General features: G+C 65.3%; 21 protein-coding genes. 12 read left to right on the forward strand and 9 right to left on the reverse strand.

Annotation, left to right across the window (positions count from 1 at the left end; genetic code table 11):
• The first annotated feature begins 6 nt into the window (after window positions 1-6).
• Genes DEF76_RS16160 through otsB form a run of 5 tightly spaced genes read left to right on the forward strand, consistent with a single transcriptional unit; the run spans window position 7 to window position 2376 of the window.
• Window positions 7-360 carry an NADH:ubiquinone oxidoreductase subunit NDUFA12 gene (locus DEF76_RS16160; protein WP_114913172.1) on the forward strand — a complete coding sequence of 118 codons (354 nt, stop codon included), beginning with the start codon at window positions 7-9 and terminating at the stop codon, window positions 358-360.
• A gap of 6 nt (window positions 361-366) precedes the next feature.
• Window positions 367-879 (forward strand): outer membrane lipid asymmetry maintenance protein MlaD, encoded by a 513-nt coding sequence (gene mlaD / locus DEF76_RS16165; protein ID WP_114913173.1) that lies wholly within the window; start codon window positions 367-369, stop codon window positions 877-879.
• A complete protein-coding gene (locus DEF76_RS16170; protein WP_114913174.1) occupies window positions 876-1085 on the forward strand; it encodes a hypothetical protein in 210 nt (69 codons plus the stop codon). The genes mlaD and DEF76_RS16170 overlap by 4 nt, the downstream gene beginning before the upstream one ends.
• 5 nt (window positions 1086-1090) lie before the next feature.
• On the forward strand, window positions 1091-1681 hold the full coding sequence (locus tag DEF76_RS19525; protein WP_162800710.1) for a DUF2155 domain-containing protein: 591 nt from the start codon (window positions 1091-1093) through the stop codon (window positions 1679-1681).
• On the forward strand, window positions 1672-2376 hold the full coding sequence (gene otsB / locus DEF76_RS16180; RefSeq protein ID WP_114913176.1) for a trehalose-phosphatase: 705 nt from the start codon (window positions 1672-1674) through the stop codon (window positions 2374-2376). Before DEF76_RS19525 ends, otsB begins: the two co-directional genes overlap by 10 nt.
• An 11-nt stretch (window positions 2377-2387) precedes the next feature.
• Here the strand turns inward: otsB and DEF76_RS16185 are convergent, their stop codons facing one another.
• The 3 genes from DEF76_RS16185 to DEF76_RS16195 all read right to left on the reverse strand — a co-directional run bounded on the left by DEF76_RS16185 (window position 2388) and on the right by DEF76_RS16195 (window position 6553).
• The gene (locus tag DEF76_RS16185; protein WP_114913177.1) at window positions 2388-2966 is read right to left on the reverse strand and encodes a carboxymuconolactone decarboxylase family protein; all 579 of its coding nucleotides are present in this window, start codon (window positions 2964-2966) and stop codon (window positions 2388-2390) included.
• Window positions 2967-3066: 100 nt separating this feature from the next.
• On the reverse strand, window positions 3067-4584 hold the full coding sequence (trpE, locus tag DEF76_RS16190; RefSeq protein WP_114913178.1) for an anthranilate synthase component I: 1518 nt from the start codon (window positions 4582-4584) through the stop codon (window positions 3067-3069).
• Between the two features lie 46 nt (window positions 4585-4630).
• Entirely contained in the window at window positions 4631-6553 is a 1923-nt protein-coding gene (locus DEF76_RS16195; protein ID WP_114913179.1) for a peptidylprolyl isomerase, read from the reverse strand.
• A gap of 213 nt (window positions 6554-6766) precedes the next feature.
• Here DEF76_RS16195 and DEF76_RS16200 point away from each other — a divergent pair, with 213 nt between their 5' ends.
• The 5 genes from DEF76_RS16200 to parC all read left to right on the forward strand — a co-directional run bounded on the left by DEF76_RS16200 (window position 6767) and on the right by parC (window position 13632).
• Window positions 6767-8542, forward strand: coding sequence for a PHA/PHB synthase family protein (locus tag DEF76_RS16200; RefSeq protein WP_114913180.1), 1776 nt, complete (start codon window positions 6767-6769; stop codon window positions 8540-8542).
• 12 nt (window positions 8543-8554) lie between these two features.
• The gene (locus tag DEF76_RS16205) at window positions 8555-9967 is read left to right on the forward strand and encodes a bifunctional enoyl-CoA hydratase/phosphate acetyltransferase (protein WP_240319038.1); all 1413 of its coding nucleotides are present in this window, start codon (window positions 8555-8557) and stop codon (window positions 9965-9967) included.
• A gap of 99 nt (window positions 9968-10066) precedes the next feature.
• Window positions 10067-10558 (forward strand): hypothetical protein, encoded by a 492-nt coding sequence (locus tag DEF76_RS16210; RefSeq protein ID WP_162800711.1) that lies wholly within the window; start codon window positions 10067-10069, stop codon window positions 10556-10558.
• A 63-nt stretch (window positions 10559-10621) separates the two neighbouring features.
• Window positions 10622-11374, forward strand: coding sequence for a DNA repair protein RecO (gene recO, locus DEF76_RS16215; protein WP_114913182.1), 753 nt, complete (start codon window positions 10622-10624; stop codon window positions 11372-11374).
• A 23-nt stretch (window positions 11375-11397) separates the two neighbouring features.
• Window positions 11398-13632, forward strand: a complete 2235-nt coding sequence (gene parC / locus DEF76_RS16220) for a DNA topoisomerase IV subunit A (protein ID WP_114913183.1) — start codon at window positions 11398-11400, stop codon at window positions 13630-13632.
• 202 nt (window positions 13633-13834) lie between these two features.
• Here the strand turns inward: parC and DEF76_RS16225 are convergent, their stop codons facing one another.
• From DEF76_RS16225 to DEF76_RS16250, 6 genes are all read right to left on the reverse strand, one after another.
• Window positions 13835-14770: a branched-chain amino acid ABC transporter permease gene (locus DEF76_RS16225; protein ID WP_114913184.1), complete on the reverse strand. Its 936-nt coding sequence runs from the start codon at window positions 14768-14770 to the stop codon at window positions 13835-13837.
• 1 nt (window position 14771) lies between these two features.
• Entirely contained in the window at window positions 14772-15659 is an 888-nt protein-coding gene (locus DEF76_RS16230; protein ID WP_114913185.1) for a branched-chain amino acid ABC transporter permease, read from the reverse strand.
• 17 nt (window positions 15660-15676) lie between these two features.
• The gene (locus DEF76_RS16235; RefSeq protein WP_114913186.1) at window positions 15677-16912 is read right to left on the reverse strand and encodes an ABC transporter substrate-binding protein; all 1236 of its coding nucleotides are present in this window, start codon (window positions 16910-16912) and stop codon (window positions 15677-15679) included.
• 24 nt (window positions 16913-16936) lie between these two features.
• Entirely contained in the window at window positions 16937-18163 is a 1227-nt protein-coding gene (locus DEF76_RS16240; protein ID WP_114913187.1) for an ABC transporter substrate-binding protein, read from the reverse strand.
• Between the two features lie 68 nt (window positions 18164-18231).
• Window positions 18232-18924 (reverse strand): ABC transporter ATP-binding protein, encoded by a 693-nt coding sequence (locus tag DEF76_RS16245; protein WP_205216220.1) that lies wholly within the window; start codon window positions 18922-18924, stop codon window positions 18232-18234.
• 7 nt (window positions 18925-18931) lie between these two features.
• Window positions 18932-19699, reverse strand: coding sequence for an ABC transporter ATP-binding protein (locus DEF76_RS16250; protein WP_114913189.1), 768 nt, complete (start codon window positions 19697-19699; stop codon window positions 18932-18934).
• Window positions 19700-19809: 110 nt separating this feature from the next.
• On the opposite strand from DEF76_RS16250, the gene DEF76_RS16255 reads away from it, so the two are divergent.
• On the forward strand, window positions 19810-20277 hold the full coding sequence (locus DEF76_RS16255; RefSeq protein WP_114913190.1) for a MaoC family dehydratase: 468 nt from the start codon (window positions 19810-19812) through the stop codon (window positions 20275-20277).
• Window positions 20274-21149: an HpcH/HpaI aldolase/citrate lyase family protein gene (locus tag DEF76_RS16260; RefSeq protein ID WP_114913191.1), complete on the forward strand. Its 876-nt coding sequence runs from the start codon at window positions 20274-20276 to the stop codon at window positions 21147-21149. Before DEF76_RS16255 ends, DEF76_RS16260 begins: the two co-directional genes overlap by 4 nt.
• Window positions 21150-21184 lie beyond the last annotated feature (35 nt).

Below are 21184 nucleotides of genomic sequence, written 5' to 3' on the forward strand. Positions count from 1 at the left end.
GCCATCATGAACCTTATGCATCGCTTGTTCATCACCTTCCGCGGCCGCCCGATCGGGCGCGACGCGCTCGGCAATCAGTATTTCGAGGAGCGCAAACCCCGCCCCGGCCAGCGCGTCCGGCGCTGGGTGATCTATGGCGCGGTCGAGGATGCCTCGGCGGTGCCGGCGGAGTGGCATGCCTGGCTCCATCATCTGACTGACGCCCCCTTGCCTGAGACCGCGCGCCGCCCGTGGCAGGCGCCGCATCGGCCCAATCTCACCGGCACGGCGGCGGGCTATCGCCCGCCGGGGCATGATTACGAGGGCGGCGTGCGGGCCCGCGCAACCGGCGATTACGAGGCCTGGAGCCCCGGGAGCTAAGACGGCGTGGCGCAACGCAATTTCGTCGAGACTCTGACCGGCGCCGTCGTGCTGGTCATCGCTGGCGGCTTCCTCGCCTTTGCCGTCGCCCATTCGGGGCAGCGAACCGGGAGCGGCTACCCGCTTACCGCACGCTTCCAGAGAATCGACGGTCTTGGCGTCGGCTCGGACGTGCGGGTTGCCGGCGTCAAGGTCGGTAGCGTCACCGCGACCGCGATCGACCCGAAAACCTTCGAGGCGGTGGTGACGCTGACCGTTGCCGACGACATCAAGCTGCCCACCGATAGCGGCGCGGTCATCACCAGCGACGGGTTGCTGGGCGGCAAATATCTCTCCCTCTCGCCCGGTGGGGACGATCATGATCTGGCGCCGGGCGGGGTCATCAAGATCACCCAATCCTCGATCAATATCGAGGATCTGCTCGGCAAATTCGTCTTTTCCATGGCCAATATGAGCAACGCCAACAAGACCGACGGTCACGGCGCCACCGGCGATGGCGGGGACGGCGCAAAGCCGTGACCGCGCCGCTGATCTGGCCGCAGAGCGATGGCACGCCGGTCGCGTGCCGGGAAAAATTGCGCGTGCTTGCAGAGAATTATCAGGAACTCGCAACCGTCATGCAGGACATGTTCGAGGACGCTTTGTTGATGGGGGTGGATGAGGCGGCGGCGCGGCGGATTCTGACCGATCTGGTCGCGTCGCTGAAATCGCCCCGCGGCGCGTGACGCCGGTGGCGCGTCGGTTCGCCGCCGCTATTTTCTGCTGCGCGTTTGTCTTCTGCGCGTGGCTTTCGTCGCCTTTGTTCGCGCAAACGCCCGATGGCCCGCGCCCTTTGCCGCCGCCTTCCGACCCGACGGCGATCCAATCCGAACCGCTGCCGCCGCCCGCCGAGGCCGCGCCGCCCGACACGCCGGCGCTCGGTGGGGCCGCGGCAACGCCGGCGCCCGAGGCCGCTCCCCCCGCGACGACGATGACGCCGCCCGCCGCGCCGCCTTCTGCGGCGCCGCAGACGGTGTTGCTGTCCCCCGACTGGCAGCCGCGCGGTATCGCGACCTTGCAGGCGCTCGACAAGCATGATGTCCGCGTCGCCCGGATCGAGGTTCCGGTCGGCCAAAGCGGGCATTTCGGCGCCCTCACCATCGCGGTCCGCGCCTGCCTCGCACGCCCGCCCGATCAGGCGCTGGACGCCGCCGCCTTTCTTGAGGTCAGCGACGCGCGCCCCGGCGCGCCCGGTTTCTCGGGCTGGATGTTCGCCGCCGAGCCGGCGCTCGCCATCCTCGAAAACCCGATTTACGATCTCCGCGTGCTGGCATGCCACTGAGTGATCTGCCGCCGCGCGAGCGCCTTGCGCTTTTGCTCGATTTTGATGGAACCCTGGTCGAACTGGCGCCGACGCCCGATAGCGTCGTCATCCCGCCTGGACTTGGTGATCTCCTCGCGCGGCTCGCGCGGCGTCTCGATGGTGCGCTCGCCTTGGTGAGTGGCCGGCCGCTCGCCGATCTCGACCATTTTCTCCCCGATCTTCCCGTGGCGCTGGCAGGCGAGCATGGCGGGGTATTTCGCCTTGCGCCCGGGCACGAGGTTTTGCGCCCCGATCTCCCGTCCGTTCCGCAAGCGTGGCGCGAGGCGGCGATGCGCTTGGTCGCGGCCCACCCCGGCGCGCTTTATGAACCCAAGGCGCGCGGCTTCGTGGTCCATTACCGCGCCATTCCCGAGGCAGCGGCGCGGCTTCGGGGGCCGCTCGCCGAGATGGTGGATCAGGATGCGCGTTTCGCGCTGCTCGCCTCCCACATGGCCTGGGAAATCCGCCCGCGCGGGGCCGACAAGGGCTCGGCGGTGCGTTTTCTGCTCGCCCGCCCGCCCTTCGCCGGACGGACGCCGGTATTCATCGGCGACGACGTCACTGACGCCGACGGGATGGATGCGGCACGCGAAGCGGGTGGGCAGGGGGTTTTCGTTGCCGAGGCGTTTGGCGACCCGGCGGGTGTGCGCGCCTGGCTCGCCCGCCTTGCCTAACCCCGCCTCGCCTAATCGGGCAGGCCCGGCACGCTGCTCCCCGCCGGCACCGGGACGCCGGCGACGTTGAGGGTCATCGAGACCGCGACATAGTAGCCGGCGGTGCCGATGAGATCGACGACGCCGCGTTCGCCGAATCGCTTCCGGACTTTCTCGAAAACCGCGTCCGAGACGTTCCGTTTTTGTAGCAACTCATGGACGAAGTCATACACCATCGCCTCGTCCTCGCTCATGGTTGCGGGGCGGCGGCGCTGGGCGATGGCGTCGGCGATGGCGGGCGAGAGGCCGGCCTTCATCGCGAGCTGATAATGCGCATACCATTCGAAAGCCGCCGACCAGTCGCGCGCGACCAGCAGGATGGCGAGTTCATTGAGCGCCGGCGGCAGCGACGTCAGGAACCGCGCATATTCGCCGACTTTCTGAAGTCTTGCAGCGAGATCGGGGCTGCGCAACCAGGCGTTGAACGGCCCCGGCATGCCGCCACGCGGGCCGGAGACGATGTCGTCGGCGACTTTTTTCTGCTCCGGCGTCCAGTCCGCGGGATCGATCGGGGGCAGGCGCTGTGCGGCGCCGGTGTTGGATGCTGTCATAAACGCTCCTCCCTGATAAAATTTACCCATCTCGCAAACGGGACAAAAGTTTTTTGGTTCTTTTTTTCAAAAAAGAACAAAATCTTTCTCCTCCCCCTCTTTATCCTGACCGCGGCCCGCGATCGGCGGCGAAGCGCACCGCTTCCTCGGCGGCGCGGAACAGCGCGCGGGCTTTCTGGCGCGTCTCCTCGTATTCCGCTTCGGGGTTGGAATCGGCGACCACGCCGCATCCGGCCTGGACATGCATCACGCCCTCTTTGACCAAAGCGGTGCGGAGACCGATGCAGGTATCCATGGTGCCGTTCGCGGCAAAATAGCCGATGCAGCCGGCATAGAGGCCGCGCCGCACCGGCTCCAGCTCGTCGATGATTGCCATCGCCCGCACCTTGGGCGCGCCGGTCAGCGTGCCGGCGGGAAAGCCGGCGACCAGCGCGTCGACCGCGTCGAGCCCCGGGCGGATCTTGCCCTGGACGTCCGACATGATGTGCATGACATGGCTGAAGCGCTCGATCGAAAAGCTTTCGGTGACGCGCACCGAGCCGATTTCGGCGACGCGGCCGACATCGTTGCGGCCGAGATCGAGCAGCATGAGATGCTCGGCGCGTTCCTTGGGATCGGCGAGCAGTTCGGCCTCCAACGCGAGATCCTCATCGCGCGTCGCGCCGCGCCGGCGGGTGCCGGCAAGTGGGCGGATGGTGACGATGCCGTCTCTGAGCCGCACCAGGATTTCCGGGCTGCTGCCGACCACCGCGAAGCCGCCGAAATCGAGGAAAAACAGGAACGGCGCCGGGTTGATGCGCCGGAGCGCGCGATAGAGGGCGAAGGGCGGCAAGGCGAAGGGGGCGGAAAAGCGCTGGCTGGGGACGATCTGGAAGGCATCGCCGGCGAAGATGTATTCCTTCGCGCGCTCGACGGCGGCAATGAATTCCGCTTTGGTGAAATTGGAACTCGGCTCGGCCATCGGCGGCAGGGAGACCGGCGGCGGCGGGTGCGGCAGCGGCCGGTTGAGCGCCGCCTCTGCCGCCGCGAGACGCGTTTGCGCCAGGGCGAAAGCGGCTTCGGCAGTAACCCCGGCTTGCGGATAGACCGGGGTGATCAGCGACAACTCGTCCTTCACGGTATCGAAAATCGCAAACAGCGTCGGGCGTACCAGGATCGAGTCGGGCAGCGCGAGCGGATCGGGCTTATCGCTCGGCAGCGCCTCCATCAGCCGCACCATGTCATAGCCGAGATAGCCGACGAGACCGCCGGCCATCGGCGGCAGGTTTTCCGGCACTTCGAGGCGGGTTTCGGCGATCACGGCGCGCAGACTCTCGAGCGGCGGGCGCGGGTCGGGGGTGAAAGCGTGCGGTGCGGCCAGAGCGTCACGGTTGATTTCGGCGCAACCACCGCGGCAGCGCCAGATCAGATCGGGGTCGAGACCGATGATCGAATAGCGCCCGCGCGCGGCGCCGCCTTCGATGCTTTCGAGCAGGAACGAATTGGGTCGGCCGTGGGCGAGCTTGAGAAACGCCGCGACCGGGGTTTCGAGATCGGCGACCCCGCGCCAGGAAACCAAAGCCCCGCGTCCGCTGTCATAATGCTCGCGGAAGGCGGCGAACTCCGGGGGGGCGGTCATCGGGTATTCCTCTGGCGCGGCATCGGCGACCGGTTGGGGCGTGGGGTCAGGGGGCGGCGATCTGGTTCAGCAGGGCTTGATTAACCTCGGGGTGGGCAGCGCTGCGGACGGCGGCGACATAGATCTCTTCGATGTCGTCGCCGAGGCGCTTCTGCATCGAGGCGCGGATCTTCTCATATTCGGCGGTGTCGGTCTTGGGGTCGGGGTCATGGATTTCGGCGGGCACCGCGACCACGAAACTATCATTGGTTTCGATCATCGTCGGCTCGCCCGGTTTCAAGGCGAAAAGCGGCGCGAGCAGCGCCGCCGGGACGCCTTCGGCGCCGGCGAAACGCTTGACCGGCGGCATGCGCCGCATCCGGACCCCGGCCTTGAGCGCCGCATCGGCGAGGCTTTGGCCGCCTTCGACGGCGGCAAGCAGCGTCGCTGCGGTCACTTCCTGCGCGTGGCGTTGGGCGGCCTCGATCCAGGCGCGGGTGACGTCGGGTTTGACCTGCTCGAAAGGCTTGAGCGTCGGCGCGATGACGTCTTCGACGCTGACGGCATAATAGGCGGGCGGCTGCGGCGGGCTGCCGGGGGCGGCTTCGTCGCGGGTTTGCGCAAGGCGCGGCGGCTCACCCTTTTTCATCTGGAAAGCCGCGGCCAGCAGCGCCTTGTTCAGCGCCTCGGGGCCGGGCAGCGGCGCCGGTTTGCCATCTGGCGTCATCCCCTCGGCGTCCAGCGTGCCGGCGATGCCGACCGCGCCGAGATCGCCGGGGATTTGGTCGAGCCCGCCGCTCCCGGCGATCGCATCTTCGAGCTTGGTCGCGTATTTATCGAGCTGCTCATTGGCTTGTTGCCGCGCAAGCTCGTCGCGCAGGCGGTCTTTGACGGCATCAAACCCCTCACTGCTCGGGGGGTTGACCTTGACGACGCGGGCGACATACCAAGCAAGATCGGTTTTGAGCGGCCCGGTGATGACCCCGGGCTCGGCGGCGAAGATCGCCTTGGCGAGTTCGGGCACCGGGATTTGCGACGGCGTCGCGGCATCGAGGCTCAAGGTCGATTCCCCGGCCTGCTCGGCGGCCTTGGTCATCTCCGTCCAGTCCGCGCCGGCGCGCCAGGTGATCGCGAGTTTGCTCGCCGCCTCTTCGGTCCGCGCGACGACGACCTCGATCGCGCGGGTTTCCGGCTTGGAAAACTCCGTCTTGCGTTGCTCGAACGCTTGGCGGATCTCGTCCTCGGGGACGGTGATCGATTTGAGGATGGTGTCGGCGGACAGCACCACCGCCTTGATGCGGCGATATTCCGGCGCGCTGAAATCGCCGGGATGGTTTTCGTAATAGCGTTTGAGCTGCGCCTCGGTGGGCGCGGGCGGCGGTGCTGCTGCGTTGAAGGGAAGTTCCACGGCGTCGGCGGCGCGGGTCTGGTCCTGATAGATCAGCACGGCGCGCAGCAGGGTCTCGGGCGGGGTGACGCCGGCGCGGAGCGCGCCGAGGATTTCCTGCTCACGCATGTCGCCGCGCAGCATGTCGAGGAAGCGGCCTTCGTCGAGGCCATTTTTCTGCAAGACCATCTCGAACTGGCGGCGGTCGAAGCTGCCCGCCGGCCCCTGGAACGCCGGGATCGCGAACACCGCTTGCCGCAGCGCGGCATCCGGCACCACGATCCCCAGCGCCTTCGCCTTGGCGTTCATCGCCGCCTGGGTGATGAGGATTTCGATCGTCTTGAGCGCGACCTCACGGCGCATCGCCGGGGTCGGCGTCGCGTCCGCGCCCATCTGCCGCTCGGTTGCCTGCAACTGGCTCTGAAACGCGTTGGCGACGGTCGGCGCGTCGAGTTTTTGCCCGGCAACGGTCGCCACCGCCGGATCGCCGCCGATCAGCCGCACCACGTCTCCCACCCCCCAGACCGCGAAGGCGAGCACGAGGAGCAAAAACAGCGCCCGGACGAACCAGGAATTGAGATGGTTACGAAATCTGGCGAGCATAGACGAAATCCTCTCGGGGAAGGCGGCGCACCATAGAAAAGCCCGGGCTCAAAGGCCAGAGCCGCGATCGCGGGGGGGCCAGAGCCGCGATCGCGGGGGGGCGATCGTTCGCCTCGCGGCCTCGTGTTGGCGGGTCTTGATCTCGGTCAAGGCGGGGTTGCCGGTCGCTATGGTGTATAAAGCAGGGTTGGCGCACACCCCGAAGGAAAGCCGATGGACGAGATCAGCCCCGTGTCACCGCTCGCCGCAGCCACGGTTTCGCCGCCACGCCCGCAGCCCTCCTGGCCGCCTTCGGATGATGATGCGATGGCCGCTGACCGGCTGCTCACCGCCGCGATCGCACGGCTCTTTGGCGGGTTTTCCCCGACCGAGATCGGGTTCGCCTTTCTCGATTGGGCGACGGCGCTGGCGAGCCACCCGCACCGTCGCGCCGAACTGGCGCGCGCCGCGCTCAGCTCGGCGGAAGCGTTCGCCCGCGATCTTCTCGGGTTCGATCGCACGCCACAGCTGGTTGCCGCGAGCGATCATCGCTTTGGCGATCCGCGCTGGCAGGAAATGCCGTTTTACGCCTATCAGCAGGCGTTCTTGCGGACGGAGAGCTTTTATGATGCGGCGACCCAGCCGCTGCGCGGGATGGAGACGGCGAGCCAGCGGATGGTCGCCTTCCTCACGCGGCAATGGCTCGATGTTTTCTCGCCGAGCAATTTTCCCGCCCTCAATCCCGAAATCATCGCCGCCGCGGTGAATTCCGGCGGGCGGAATTTCCTCGCGGGCTGGCAGAATTTCCTCGAAGACAGCGCCGCTGCGGCGAGCGGGCGCTCGCGCCTGCCGCTCGCCGTCGGGCGCGATATCGCGGCGACGGCCGGCAAAGTGGTGCTGCGCAACGGCCTGATGGAATTGATCCAGTACCGCCCGACCACGGCGATGGTGCGGCCCGAGCCGGTTCTCATCGTGCCAGCCTGGATCATGAAATATTACATTCTCGATCTCTCGCAACACAATTCGTTGATCCGCACTCTCGTCGACCAGGGATTCACGGTGTTCTGCATTTCCTGGCACGATCCCGGGGTTGAACAGCGCGATATCGGGCTCGACGATTACCGCCGCCTTGGCGTCATGGCAGCGATCGAGGCGATCACCGCGATCGCGGGGGCGCATCCGATCCATGCCTGCGGCTATTGCCTCGGCGGCACTCTGCTTGCGATCGCGGCGGCGGCGATGGCACGCGACGGCGACCGGCGTCTCGCGAGCGTTACCCTGTTTGCCGCCCAAACCGATTTCACCGAAGCCGGCGAGTTGCAGCTCTTCATCACGGAACGCCAACTCGCGTTTCTCGAAGATCTGATGTGGCAACAAGGCTTTCTCGACAACCGCCAGATGGCCGGGACGTTTCAATTGCTGCGCTCACGCGATCTCATCTGGTCGCGCATGGTGCGGGAATATCTGCTCGGCGAACGCGAGCACCCGAGTGACCTGATGGTCTGGAACGCCGATACCACGCGCATGCCCTATCGGATGCACAGCGAATATCTGCGCTGGCTGTTCCTCAACAACGATCTCGCCGAGGGGCGGCTGATCGCCGGCGGCCATCCGGTCGCGGTCGCGGATATCCATGCGCCGTTCTTTGTCGTCGGCACCGAGAGCGACCACGTCGCGCCCTGGCGTTCGGTCTATAAAATCCATCTCTTGAACGAGGGCGATGTGACATTCGTCCTCACCTCCGGCGGGCACAATGCCGGCATCGTCAGCGAGCCCGGCCACCCCCATCGCCATTTCCGCCGCCATCGCCGGATCACCGGCGAGCCCTATCTCGGCCCCGAGGAGTGGATGGCGCGCACCGCGCCCGAGGAGGGCTCATGGTGGCCGATCTGGGCGGCATGGCTTGCCGAGCATTCCGGATCGCCGGGCACGCCACCGGCGATGGGCGCGGCCAAGGCCGGTTATCCCGCCGGCGCCGACGCGCCGGGCCAGTATGTTCTAGAACCGTGAGAGAAAACACCGATGGACGCCCAAACCGCGACCCAAGCGGCCGAGATGATCGAGAACAAGACCTTCGCCGAGATCGCGATCGGCGAAAGCGCCAGCCTCACGCGGACCTTGAGTGCCGATGACATCGCGCTGTTTGCGGTGGTGTCGGGGGATTTCAACCCGGCGCATCTCGATCCCAATTTCGCCGCCCATGATCTTTTCCACCGCATCATCGCCCATGGCATGTGGAGCGGCGGGCTGATCTCCGCCGTGCTCGGCACCAAGCTGCCGGGGCCGGGAACCATTTATCTGCGTCAGGACATGCGGTTTTTGCGTCCGGTCGGAATTGGCGATGCCATCACCGCGACCGTCACGGTGCGCGAAAAATCGGGGCATGATCATGTCGTGCTCGATTGCCGCTGCACCAACCAGAAAGGGGAGGATATTCTCACCGGCACGGCCGAGGTCAAGGCGCCGCTCGAGAAAATCAGCCTCCCGCGCACGGAACTTCCGGAAGTTCGCCTGAGCCGTCACGGGCGGTTTCGCGAACTTGTGGCCAAGGCGCAAGGCGGCGCGCCGCTCAGGACCGCGATCGTCTATCCCTGTGACGCGCTCTCGATCGAAGCCGCCGCCGAGGCCGCCGCGGCAGGATTGATCGTGCCGCTGCTGATCGGCCCGGAAGACAAAATCCGCGCCGCCGCCAGCGAGGCCGGGATCGACATCGCGGCGATGACGCTGATCCCGTCGGCGGGTGCGCGCGCCTCGGCGGAGACCGCCTGCACCATGGTGCGGGAAGCGAAGGCCGAGATCGTCATGAAGGGGGCCTTGCATACCGACGAATTGATGCATGCGGTGGTCGATCCGGGGCATGGCTTACAAACCGCGCGGCGGATCAGCCATGTCTACATGATGGACGTGCCCGGCCATGACCGACCGCTCCTGATCACCGATGCCGCGATCAATATCGCGCCGACGCTCGAGGAAAAGCGCGATATCGTCCAAAACGCCATCGATCTTGCGCAAGCCATGGGGATCGCCGAGCCGAAAGTCGCCATTCTTTCAGCTGTCGAGACCGTCAATCCGAAGCTGCGTTCGACGCTGGACGCGGCGGCGCTGTGCAAGATGGCGGATCGTGGCCAGATCACCGGGGCGCGGGTCGATGGGCCGCTCGCCTTCGATAACGCGGTGAGCGTCGAGGCGGCGCGGGAAAAACACATCGTCTCCGAGGTTGCCGGGCGCGCCGATATTTTCGTCGTGCCTGACCTCGAGGCCGGCAACATGCTCGCCAAGCAATTGACGTTTCTCGCCGGGGCGGATGCCGCCGGCGTCGTGCTTGGCGCGCGCGTGCCGATCATTCTCACCAGCCGTGCCGACAGCGCGCGCACCCGCATCGCTTCCGCCGCCGTTGCGGTGCTGCTCGCGCGCACCCGCAGCGCCGGCCCCTGAAGGGCGAGAAACCGCGAGAATTTGACCGTGATCAAAGCCTTCACCGGTGCGGGTCGCTAGAAAACGCAAATGACACCCTAGAAAACGAGGAGAGAAACCATGTCGGACGCGATGTCTCAGCAAAACCCGTCCTCAAATCTCTGGGCGAATTGGAAGGCGCTCTGGCAGCGCGCCGGGGACGGTTCTTTCGGCTTCGGTGACAGCCAACCCAACCCGCTCGCCTGGCAGGAAGGCTGGCAGCATCTGACAGCGGCGAATGCGCGGCTCATGGAAGGCATGGTCGCTTTGTCGCAGCATCAGGTGAGCCTCGCGCAGCAGCTTCTCGCCGAAGATTATGGTGATCTGACGCGGCTTCGCGATGGTGGCGCGTTGCTGCCGCTGCCGGCCCAGCAGATCGCTCTCGCGCGCAAGCGCTTTCATCGCAATCTCCTCGCGATGCGCCAAATGACGGATGAGCTGTCGCAATGCTTCTTCGATGCGGCGCAAACCGCGTTCGGGGGATGGGCTGCGGATGTTGCGGCGGAATTGCCAGAGCGGGAGCCTGTTCACCCCGCGAATCGGCGGGCGCCGGCGGCCAAGGCGGCGGCCTGAGGGGCGGGCGCGAAGGGCAACGAGTGGCTTTCGCGGACGCGCGCGGGGCGGCACAATGCCGAGATGGAGTGGCAGGCCCCGGCGATCATTCTCGCGTTGCGACCGCATGGTGAGCATGATGCGGTGGCACATTTGCTCAGCGAAGCTGAAGGGCTGCGGCGCGGGCTGGTGCGCGGCGGCCAGGGGCGGCGCCAGGCGGCGCTGTGGCAAACCGGCAATCTCATCGCCGCGCGCTGGCAGGGGCGGCTTGCGGAACAGCTCGGCCAGTTCAGCGGCGAACCTATCCGCGCCGCCGCCGCGCTGGTACTCGATGATCCGCTGCGCTTGGCGATGCTCACGGCGATCTGTGCGACGGTTGCCGGCGCCCTTCCCGAACAGGCGCCGCATCCGCGGGTTTTTGCCGCGCTTTGGCGTCTGATCGAGGGGGTTTCGGGGTCCGAATCGGCGCTCGCGGGGCTTGCCGCGCTGGTTCGTTTTGAAATCGGGCTGCTCGCCGAACTCGGCTATGGCCTTGATCTTTCATCATGCGCGCTGACCGGGGTGGGGGAAGACCTTGCCTTCGTCTCGCCACGCAGCGGCCGCGCCGTGAGCCGGGCGGCGGCAGGCCCCTGGCGCGAACGGCTGCTACCGCTCCCGGCGTTCCTCGAAGACCCGGCGGCGGCGATCGATGCAGGCGCGCTTGCCGCGGGGCTGCGTTTGTCCGGCCATTTCCTCGCCCGCGAGGCCTTCGGCAGCCGCCATCAGCCGCTTCCGGCACCGCGGCAGGCGCTTTACCAGCGCGTCTTGCAGCTCGCCGAGCGGGAGCTTAGCCAATAGGGGAACGCCGCGAGGAGCCGCCGATGTCCGATGTCTTGATCCCCGACCCCCCATCCGCCGGGCGCGTCCATGAGGCGCCGCTCGCAGATGCGCTCGGCGAGCGTTATCTCGCCTACGCGCTTTCCACCATCATGGCACGCTCCCTCCCCGATCCGCGGGACGGGCTGAAGCCGGTGCATCGCCGGCTGCTCTACGCCATGCAGCAATTGCGACTCGATCCCGCCGCCGGGTTCAAAAAATGCGCCCGCGTCGTCGGCGACGTGATCGGCAAATTCCATCCCCATGGCGACGTCGCGGTTTACGAGGCCCTGGTCCGCCTCGCCCAGGATTTCGCCGCGCGCTATCCGCTGGTCGAGGGCCAGGGCAATTTCGGCAATATCGACGGCGATAACGCCGCCGCCATGCGTTACACCGAGGCGCGGATGACGGCGGTCGCGCAAGCGCTGCTCGAAGGGATTGCGGAAAACGCCGTCGATTTTCGCCCGACCTATGACGGTGAGGAGCTTGAGCCGGTGGTGCTGCCGGCGGCCTTTCCCAACCTCCTCGCCAATGGCGCCAGCGGCATCGCGGTGGGCATGGCAACCAATATCCCGCCGCACAATGCCGGCGAAATCTGCGCCGCCGCCGTCCACCTCATCCATCATCCCGAGGCGAGCACCGCCGACCTCCTTCGCTTCATGCCCGGCCCTGATTTTCCAACCGGCGGCATCCTCGTCGAGGACGCCGAAACCCTGCTCGCCGCCTATGACACCGGGCGCGGCAGCCTCCGGCTTCGCGCCCGCTTCGAAGTCGAGCAAGGCAAGCACGGCACTTGGCGCGTCGTCGTGACCGAGATCCCCTATCAGATCGCCAAGGCGCGGCTCATCGAGCAGATCGCCACCTTGATCGAGGAGAAGAAGCTGCCGCTGCTCGCCGATCTCCGTGATGAAAGCGATGCGACGGTGCGCCTCGTGTTCGAGCCACGCGCCCGCAACGTCGATCCCGCGATGCTGATGGAGACGCTGTTTCGCGCAACCGCTCTCGAGACCCGCGTCAGCCTCAACATGAACGTCCTCGATGGCGGCCGCACGCCGCGCGTCATGGGTCTCAAAGCGCTGCTCCGCGCCTGGCTCGATCATCGTCACGAGGTGCTCGAACGCCGCGCGCGCCACCGGCTTGCCGCGATCGCGCGCCGGATCGAGCTGCTCGACGGCTATCTCGCGGTCTATCTCAATCTCGACGAGGTGATCACCATCATCCGCACCGAGGACGCGCCAAAAGAACGGCTGATGGCCCGTTTCGCTCTGAGTGAGACTCAGGCCGAGGCGATCCTCAACATGCGGCTGCGCGCCTTGCGCCGCCTCGAGGAGATGGAAATCCGCAAGGAGCGCAAGGCCCTGGCGAGCGAGCAGAAGGATCTCACGGCGCTCCTCGCCGATCCCGCGCGGCGCTGGGCGCGGATCAGTGCGGAGGTGGCGGCGACCGGGGCGGAATTCGCCAAGGGTCCGCTCGGCGCGCGGCGCACCCAGATCGCGGCGGCGGTGGCGCCGGTCGCGGTCGCCGAAGACGCTTTCGTCGAGCGGGAGCCGATCACCGTTATTCTTTCCGAAAAAGGCTGGCTCCGCGCTGTTCGCGGCCATCTCGATGACGGCGCCGAGCTGAAATTCAAGGAGGGTGACCGGCTGCGCCTCCTCCTTCCTTGCGAAACCACCGATCGGCTTTGCTTGATCGCAACCAACGGCCGTGCGCATACGCTGCGCGCCGCCGATCTGCCGCGCGGCCGCGGGGACGGCCAGCCCGTGCGGCTGCTCGCCGATCTCGGCACCGAGGTCGATGTCGCGACGCTGTTCGTCTGGCGCGAAGGCGCGCGCTACCTTCTCGCGGCCAGCGCCGGGCGCGGTTTCGTGGTCCGGGCCGAGGATCTGCTCGCCGAAAAACGCACCGGCAAGCAAGTTTTCAACGTGAAATCCGGCGAAGAAGTCATGCTCTGCACCCCGCTCGCGGGCGATCATGTCGCCGTCGTTGGCCAAAATCGGAAATTGCTCGTGTTTCCGCTGGAGCAAGTGCCCGAAATGGCGCGTGGTGCGGGGGTGATCTTGCAGAAATATCGCGACGGCACACTCGCCGACCTCAAGCTTTTCACGCTCGCCGAAGGGTTGAGCTGGCGATGGGGCGGCAAGACGCGGACGGAAACCAACCTCACGCCTTGGCTCGGCGCCCGCGGCCAGGCCGGGCGCGCGGTACCGACAGGGTTTCCAAAGAGTGGGAGATTTGAATAGTCCCCCGTCAAAAAGGGAGTTTTTTTGATCTGGTGATGAGTTTTCGGGGCTGGGCAGTCTTGGGATTGGCGCGCGCTCAACCGACATCAGTCGGATGGCGTCTCGCATGCGGCGATCGACGCCGCGCCGCTACCGCTTCTTGCCGAACCGCCTATCAGAGCGAAACGAGCGTCAACGATTATGGACCTTGGCTCTGGCCCGCTCAGTAAAACGCGAGCTTCAGCTTGGCACCGATTTCGCCGACGATGCCGCGGCGGAAGGCGAGCACGCAGGCGATGAAGATCAGGCCTTGCGTTACCGTCACCCAGGCGCCGAACGGGGCGAGATAGTTTTCCATCGTCGTCACCACGAGGGCGCCCATCACCGGGCCGAAAATGGTGCCGAGGCCGCCGAGAAGGGTCATCAGCACCACCTCGCCCGACATCGACCAATGGACATCGGTGAGCGTCGCGATGCCAAAAACCAATGACTTGGTGCCGCCGGCGATCCCGGCGATGAAAGTCGAGAGGATGAACGCAATCAGCTTGTAGCTGTCGGTGCGATAGCCGAGCGAGGTCGCGCGCGGCTCGTTCTCGCGGATTGCTTTTAGCACCTGGCCGAACGGAGAATGAATGGTGCGGTTGAGCAGGAAGAAGCCGACGAGAAAGATCACCGCGACCAGCCAGTAAATCGACATGTCGTTGGCGAGTGAGAAGACGCCGAACAATTTCCCGCGCGGCACTTGCTGAATCCCGTCCTCGCCGCCGGTGAACGGCGCCTCGACACAGAAGAAATAGACCATCTGCGCGAGCGCCAGCGTGATCATCGCGAAATAGAGTCCCTGGCGGCGGATGGCGAGCCAACCGAACACGGTGCCGAGCGCGGCACCGCTCACGCCGCCGAGCAGGATCGCGATCTCCGGTGTCAGGCCCCAACTCTTCGCCGTCCACGCGGTGACATAAGCCCCGAGGCCAAAAAACGCGGCATGCCCGAACGACAGCAGACCGACATAGCCGATCAGGAGATTGAAGGCGCACGCAAACAGCGCAAAGCACAGCACCTTCATGACGAAAACCGGATAAAGCATGCTCGGCGCGGCGATGACGAGCGCGATGAGGACGAAAAAAGCGATAAGCTGGGAAGTCTTCTGCCCAAGCATCTCAAGCGGCCTTTCCGAAGAGACCCGCCGGCCGCGTGAGTAGGACTAGCACCATGACAACGAAAATCACGGTGTCCGAGGCCTGTGGATAAAACACCTTGGTCAACCCTTCGATCACACCGAGGCCGAAGCCCGAGACGATGGCGCCGAAAATCGAACCCATGCCGCCGATCACCACCACCGCGAACACGGTGTTGATGAAATTCGATCCCATATTGGGGTTGACCGAATAGATCGGCGCCGCAAGGACTCCGGCGAAGGCCGCGAGCGCGACCCCGCCGGCAAAGGTCAGCGTCACCAGACGCGGCACATTGACGCCGAAAGCCTGCACCAGCGCCGGATTTTCGGTCGCCGCGCGCAACAGAGAGCCGAGCTTGGTTTTCTCGATCAGCATCCAGGTCGCGATGCACACGACCAGCGCCGCGACGATCACCCAGCCGCGATAGACCGGCAGGAACATGAAGCCAAGATTGACCGCGCCGCTGAGCAGCGCCGGAATCTGATAGGGCATGCCCGAGCTGCCATAAGCATTGCGAAACAAGCCTTCGAGCACCAAGGCAAGGCCGAAGGTGAGCAAGAGGCCATAGAGATGATCGAGCGCGTAAAGCCGGCTGATGATGGTTTTTTCGAGCACGAAGCCGAAGGCGCCGACGATGAGCGGCGCCAGCAGCAACGCGAACCAGTAGTTTATGCCAAGATAATTGAGCAGCATCCAGGCGACGAAGGCGCCCATCATGAACATCGCACCATGGGCGAAATTGATGATGTTCAGCATCCCGAAGATCACCGCGAGACCGAGCGACAGCATCGCGTAAAACCCCCCATTGATGAGGCCGAGCAGAAGTTGGCCGAACAATAAGGGCGCGGGAACACCGAAAATGCTGAACATCTCTCTTTGCTCGTCGCTCAGGCGTGGATGAAGGAGCAATTGCCGTCCGCGAGCGGACGGAACGCCTCGCTGCCAGGGGTGGTCACCAAAAGTTTGTAGTAATCCCAGGGCTCTTTGCTCTCGGCCGGCGTCTTGACCTCGAACAGATAGGCCGGCACCAGAACCCTGCCGTCCTCGCGAATATGGCAGGTGCCGAAAGCATCATCGTCGGTCGGCATCGCCTTCATCCGCGCGATGGCCGCGGCACCGCTCGCCTTCGCAGCCGCAACCCCCATGTCGGCGACCGCCTTCATGTAATGCAGGCTGCCGGCATAACAGCCGGCCTGCACCATATTCGGCATGTTGTTCGGCGTCTTCTCCTTGATACGCATCGAGAGAGCGCGGGTCTTTGCGTTCAGGTTCCAATAGAAACTTTCGGTCAGCACGAGACCCTGCGCGGTCGAAAGGCCGAGCGCATGGACATCGGTGATGAACATCAGGAGGGCGGCGATGCGGGTTTTGGCGGTGAGGCCGAATTCATGCGCCTGTTTGATGCTGTTGACGGTATCGGCGCCGGCATTGGCGAGGCCGAGCACTTTCGCGCCCGAAGCCTGCGCTTGCAAAAGGAAGGAGGAAAAATCGGTCGTGCTCGGGAACGGGTAGGTCGAGTGGCCGAGCACCTTGCCGCCGGCCGCTTGTACGAAACCCGTCGTCTGACGTTCAAGATCATGGCCGAAGACATAATCGGCGGTGAGGAAATACCAGGTATCACCGCCGGCCTTCACGGTCGCCCCGCCGGTGGAGTGCGCGAGCATCCAGGTGTCATAGGCCCAATGGATGGTGGTCGGGGCGCATTGCTTGCCGGTGAGTTCGGCGGTGCCGGCGCCGACATTGATATAGGCGCGGTTTTTTTCGTGGCAGACGCTGGCGACCGCGAGCCCGACCGAGGAGGTGGGCACATCGATGATCATATCGACGCCATCGCGGTCGAACCATTGCCGCGCGATACCGGCGCCGACATCGGGCTTGTTCTGATGATCGGCGGACAACACCTCGACGGAAAGCCCCTTGTTGGTGGCGGCGAAATCCTGGATCGCCTGCTTGACGCAGGCGACCGAGTTGAGCCCGCTGACATCGCGATAAGGACCGGATTGATCGTTGAGCACGCCGATCTTGATCACGCTATCGGCGGCGCGGGCACGCGGCGCGACGGTCAACGGCATGATGGCGCCGGCGGCAGTGGCACCAAGCAAACGACGGCGCGAAATCTTCATAACGATGTCCTCCTGTTGCGACCGTCAGGCCGGAATGAGCGGGCAATGCCCGTCCTTGAGCGGTCGGAAAGCCTCATCCGCCGGCGTCGTCGCGAGAAGTTTATAGTAATCCCAAGGGCCTTTGCTCTCGCTCGGCGATTTCACCTGGAACAGATAAGCGGGATGCAGCGCGCGACCATCGGCGCGGATGCTGCCGGGGCCGAAGGCGTCGTCGTCGGTCGGCATCGCTTTCATTTGCGCGACCGTCGCCGCCCCGCTCGCCTTCGCTTGCGCAACGCCGAGCTTCTCGACCGCCTTGAGATATTGCATGACGCCGCCATAAACCCCGGCCTGGCCCATCCCTGGGCGGGCGCCGCCGGTATGGGGGAGAAGGCGCTCGGTGAAGGCGCGGGTGCGATCGTTCAGATCCCAATAGAAGGTCTCGGTCAGCACCAGCCCTTGCGCGTTCTGCAAGCCGAGCGCGTGAATATCGCTGATGAAAACCAGCAATCCCGCGAGGCGGGCAGATTTGTTGACGCCGAATTCGGCCGCTTGCTTGATGCAGTTGACGGTATCGGAGCCGGCATTGGCGAGCCCGATCACCTTCGCCCCGGTCGATTGCGCTTGCAAAAGGAACGAGGAGAAATCGGTGGTGCCGGGGAATGGCGTATCGACATTGCCGAGCACCTTGCCGCCCGCCTCTTTCACGAAATTCGCCGTATCACGCTGCATCGCATGGCCGAAGGCGTAATCAGCGGTGATGAAAAACCAGGTATCGCCGCCGGTTTTCACCATCGCGCCGCCGGTCGAATGGGCCAGCATCCACGTATCGAACGACCAATGAATGGTATTGGGCGTGCATTGCGGGCCGGTGAGATCGGCGGTGCCGGGGCCGCAGGCGATCACCACCTTGTTCTTGAGATGGCCGACATTGGAGACCGCGAGCGCGACCGCCGAGTTGGGCACGTCAACGACGAGATCGACGCCGTCGCGATCGAACCATTGTCCGGCGATGCCAGCGCCGATATCGGGCTTGTTCTGATGATCGCCGACCACCACCTCGACCGCAATGCCTTTGGCGCTCGCGCCGAAGTCAGCGATCGCCTGTTGCGCGCAGGCGACCGAGACCGGGCCGGAGAGATCACGATACATCCCCGACATATCGCCGAGCACGCCGATCTTGATCGGCGCGTCAGCGGCGCGGGCGCGAGCGAGCGGCAAGAGCGAGGTCGCGGCGGCGGTGCCGAGTAGTCCACGTCTTGTCAAAATCATCGGGCGTGCTCCCTGAGGTTGCTTGTCTGATACGTGGGCGGGCCGGCGGTGCGGCCCCGCCGGTCGTCCTAGACGCCGAGATAATCGTGAAGTTTACCCATGTTTGCATCGAGCTCGCGGTTTTCGATCATGTCGATCACGCGGCCATGTTCGACGACATAGTGGCGATCGGCAACGGTTGCCGCGAAGCGGAAATTTTGCTCAACCAGCAGAACGGTGAAGCCGCGTTTCTTGATCTCGCGAATGGTGCGGCCGATCTGCTGGACGATCACCGGCGCCAGCCCTTCGGTCGGCTCGTCGAGCAGCAACAGGCGGGCGCCGGTGCGGAGAATGCGCGCGATCGCCAGCATCTGTTGTTCGCCGCCCGAGAGCTTGGTGCCCTGGCTCGAGGCGCGCTCGCGAAGATTGGGAAACAAGGCGTAGATCGTTTCGATATCGAGCCCCCCGGGCGCGATCGCCGGCGGCAACACAAGATTTTCGGTGACGTTGAGAGAGGCGAAGATGCCGCGCTCCTCCGGACAGATCGCGATGCCGCGGCGCGCGATGAGATCAGGACGCAGCCCGATCAGTTCCTCGTCGCGAAAGCGGATGCTGCCGGCGCGTCGTGGCACCAGCCCCATGATCGCTTTCATCGTCGTCGTCTTGCCGGCGCCGTTACGGCCCAGCAACGTCACCACTTCGCCCTCGCGCACCGAAAAATCGATGCCGTGCAGGACATGACTTTCGCCATACCAGGCGTTGAGGCCTTTGACTTCGAGCATGCTGGCCTCAGGCATGACCGGCCTCGCCCTCAGGGGTTCCGAGATAGGCGGACATCACGTCCGGGTTGCGCGAAACGGTCGCGTAATCGCCTTCGGCCACCACCCGCCCGCGCGTCAATACCGTTATGGTATCGCACAGACCTTCGACCACCGAAAGATTATGCTCGACCATGAGGATGGTTCGCCCGGCGCGCACGCGCCTGATCAGCGCGACTATTCTTTCGACATCGTCATGGGTCATGCCCGCCGTTGGCTCGTCGAGCAGCATCATTTTCGGGTCGAGCGCCAAAGTGGTCGCGATTTCCAACGCCCGCTTGCGGCCATAGGGCAGAAGCGCTGCCTCGGTTTCGGCGAATTCAGCGAGGCCGACATCTTCGAGCAGCGCCCGCGCGCGATCATCGAAGCGATGCAAAACCCGCTCCGAACGCCAGAAATCATAGGAATTGCCGCGCGCGCGCTGGAGCGCCAGGCGGACATTGACCAAAGCGGAGAGATGCGGAAACACCGCCGAAATTTGAAAACTGCGCACGAGGCCGAGCCGCGCCACCGCCGCCGGCGAAAAGCCGGTGATGTCGCGCCCGGCGAAGCGAATGCTGCCGCGTGTCGGGGCAAGGAATTTCGTCAAGAGGTTGAAACATGTGGTCTTGCCGGCACCGTTCGGGCCGATCAAGGCATGAATGGTCCCCTCGCGCACCGCGATATCGACGCCGGCGACGGCAACGAAGCCGCGGAACTCCCGCACCAGCCCCTTCGTCTCCAGGATGATATCGGCCACGCGAAGACACCCCCCAACTTTATTCGTCCCTTGCGGTCATTTGCATATTGCGCGGGAGCGCGCAAGATTGCCGCCTATGGCTTGACGTAGGCGGGGAGGAAGTGTCACCGATGGCGGGGCTCTATTTCGAGGAATTGCATGAGGGACGGGTGATCGATGCGGAATGGACCCGCACCATTACCGAGTCCGATAATGTTCTTTTCTGTGGCATGACGATGAACGTGCAGAAACTTCATCTCGATGCGCATTTCGCGGCGACAACGGAATTCGGCCGCCCGTTGGTCAATTCGCTGCTGACGCTCGGCCTGATGATCGGCATGAGCGTGCATAATTCGACGCAGGGCACCACCATCGCCAATCTCGGCATGCGCGACACACGCTTTCCCGCCCCGGTCTTCGCCGGCGATACGCTGCGCGTGCAGACGACCGTGATCTCGGCGCGCCCCTCGGCATCGCGGCCGGATGCCGGGATCGTGATCTTCCGCCATGAGGCGTTCAACCAGGACGGCAAGATGGTGGCGGTTTGCGAACGTTCGGCGCTCATGCGCCGCCGCCCGGTGGTGGAGGATGCGCCATGACGCCGCGCCGCCTGCGCACGCCGCTTTTTGCGCCCGGCGATCAGCCGCGCAAAGTGGAAAAGGCGCTGGCAAGCCCCGCCGATGCCGTCATTCTCGATCTCGAGGACGCGGTCATGCCGGCGAACAAGAGCCTCGCGCGCCAGAGCGTGGCCGCCGTCCTCAAAGGGCTCGACCGGCCGGGCACGTTCGTGCGCGTCAACCCGCGCGATAGCGAGTGGTATCTCGCCGATCTCGCCGCGGTCGTCCCCGGCCGGCCGGCCGGGGTCATGCTGCCGAAATGCACTGGGCCCGAGGATCTCATCGCCCTCGATCACCATCTCGAAAGCCTCGAAGTCAGCGCCGGGATCGCGGTCGGAAGCCTCACCGTGCTGGCGCTGGTCACCGAGACCGCGGCCTCGGTGCGCCGGCTCGACGAGTATGGCAAGCTGCCGCGGCGTGTTCTCGCCTTCTGCTTTGCCGCCGAGGATCTTTCCGCCGATCTCGGTATTTCGCCGCGCGATGCTGAGGGCAACCTGCGAGCACCGCTCCGGCAAGCCCGCGCCCGCATGCTGATTGCCGCCGGCGCTTTGGGCCTGCTTGCGCTCGACACCCCGTTCCCTGACCCGCGCGATCCGGCCGGGCTTGCGCGCGAAGCGCAACGGGCCGCCGAGGACGGTTTCGCCGGCAAAATTCTCATCCATCCCGGCCAGATCGCCGCGACCGAGGCGGCGTTTACCCCAAAGCCAGCGTCGATCGCCTGGGCCGAGGCGGTGATCGCCGGGTTCGCCGCCCACGGAGGGGCCGGCACCTTCGCGCTCGAGGGCAAGATGATCGACCGCCCGCATCTCAAGCTCGCCGAACGCATCCTCGCCGCCGCTGGCGTTGCGACGTAGCGGCCTGCGCCTCAAAACCGCGTATCATCCATCTG

This window comes from Acidibrevibacterium fodinaquatile (assembly GCF_003352165.1).
GTDB classification, from domain to species: Bacteria; Pseudomonadota; Alphaproteobacteria; order Acetobacterales; family Acetobacteraceae; genus Acidibrevibacterium; species Acidibrevibacterium fodinaquatile.

Bases quoted from the DNA above. Each gene is read 5' to 3' on its own strand.
- DEF76_RS16225 (WP_114913184.1), bottom strand. From the start codon at position 14,770: ATGCTTGGGCAGAAGACTTCCCAGCTTATCGCTTTTTTCGTCCTCATC.
- recO (WP_114913182.1), top strand. From the start codon at position 10,622: ATGGAGTGGCAGGCCCCGGCGATCATTCTCGCGTTGCGACCGCATGGT.
- DEF76_RS16210 (WP_162800711.1), top strand. From the start codon at position 10,067: ATGTCGGACGCGATGTCTCAGCAAAACCCGTCCTCAAATCTCTGGGCG.
- otsB (WP_114913176.1), top strand. From the start codon at position 1,672: ATGCCACTGAGTGATCTGCCGCCGCGCGAGCGCCTTGCGCTTTTGCTC.
- DEF76_RS16230 (WP_114913185.1), bottom strand. From the start codon at position 15,659: ATGTTCAGCATTTTCGGTGTTCCCGCGCCCTTATTGTTCGGCCAACTT.
- DEF76_RS16205 (WP_240319038.1), top strand. From the start codon at position 8,555: ATGGACGCCCAAACCGCGACCCAAGCGGCCGAGATGATCGAGAACAAG.
- DEF76_RS16255 (WP_114913190.1), top strand. From the start codon at position 19,810: ATGGCGGGGCTCTATTTCGAGGAATTGCATGAGGGACGGGTGATCGAT.
- DEF76_RS16245 (WP_205216220.1), bottom strand. From the start codon at position 18,924: ATGCTCGAAGTCAAAGGCCTCAACGCCTGGTATGGCGAAAGTCATGTC.
- trpE (WP_114913178.1), bottom strand. From the start codon at position 4,584: ATGACCGCCCCCCCGGAGTTCGCCGCCTTCCGCGAGCATTATGACAGC.
- DEF76_RS16185 (WP_114913177.1), bottom strand. From the start codon at position 2,966: ATGACAGCATCCAACACCGGCGCCGCACAGCGCCTGCCCCCGATCGAT.
- DEF76_RS16160 (WP_114913172.1), top strand. From the start codon at position 7: ATGAACCTTATGCATCGCTTGTTCATCACCTTCCGCGGCCGCCCGATC.
- DEF76_RS16235 (WP_114913186.1), bottom strand. From the start codon at position 16,912: ATGAAGATTTCGCGCCGTCGTTTGCTTGGTGCCACTGCCGCCGGCGCC.
- parC (WP_114913183.1), top strand. From the start codon at position 11,398: ATGTCCGATGTCTTGATCCCCGACCCCCCATCCGCCGGGCGCGTCCAT.
- DEF76_RS16195 (WP_114913179.1), bottom strand. From the start codon at position 6,553: ATGCTCGCCAGATTTCGTAACCATCTCAATTCCTGGTTCGTCCGGGCG.
- DEF76_RS16200 (WP_114913180.1), top strand. From the start codon at position 6,767: ATGGACGAGATCAGCCCCGTGTCACCGCTCGCCGCAGCCACGGTTTCG.
- DEF76_RS16240 (WP_114913187.1), bottom strand. From the start codon at position 18,163: ATGATTTTGACAAGACGTGGACTACTCGGCACCGCCGCCGCGACCTCG.
- DEF76_RS16260 (WP_114913191.1), top strand. From the start codon at position 20,274: ATGACGCCGCGCCGCCTGCGCACGCCGCTTTTTGCGCCCGGCGATCAG.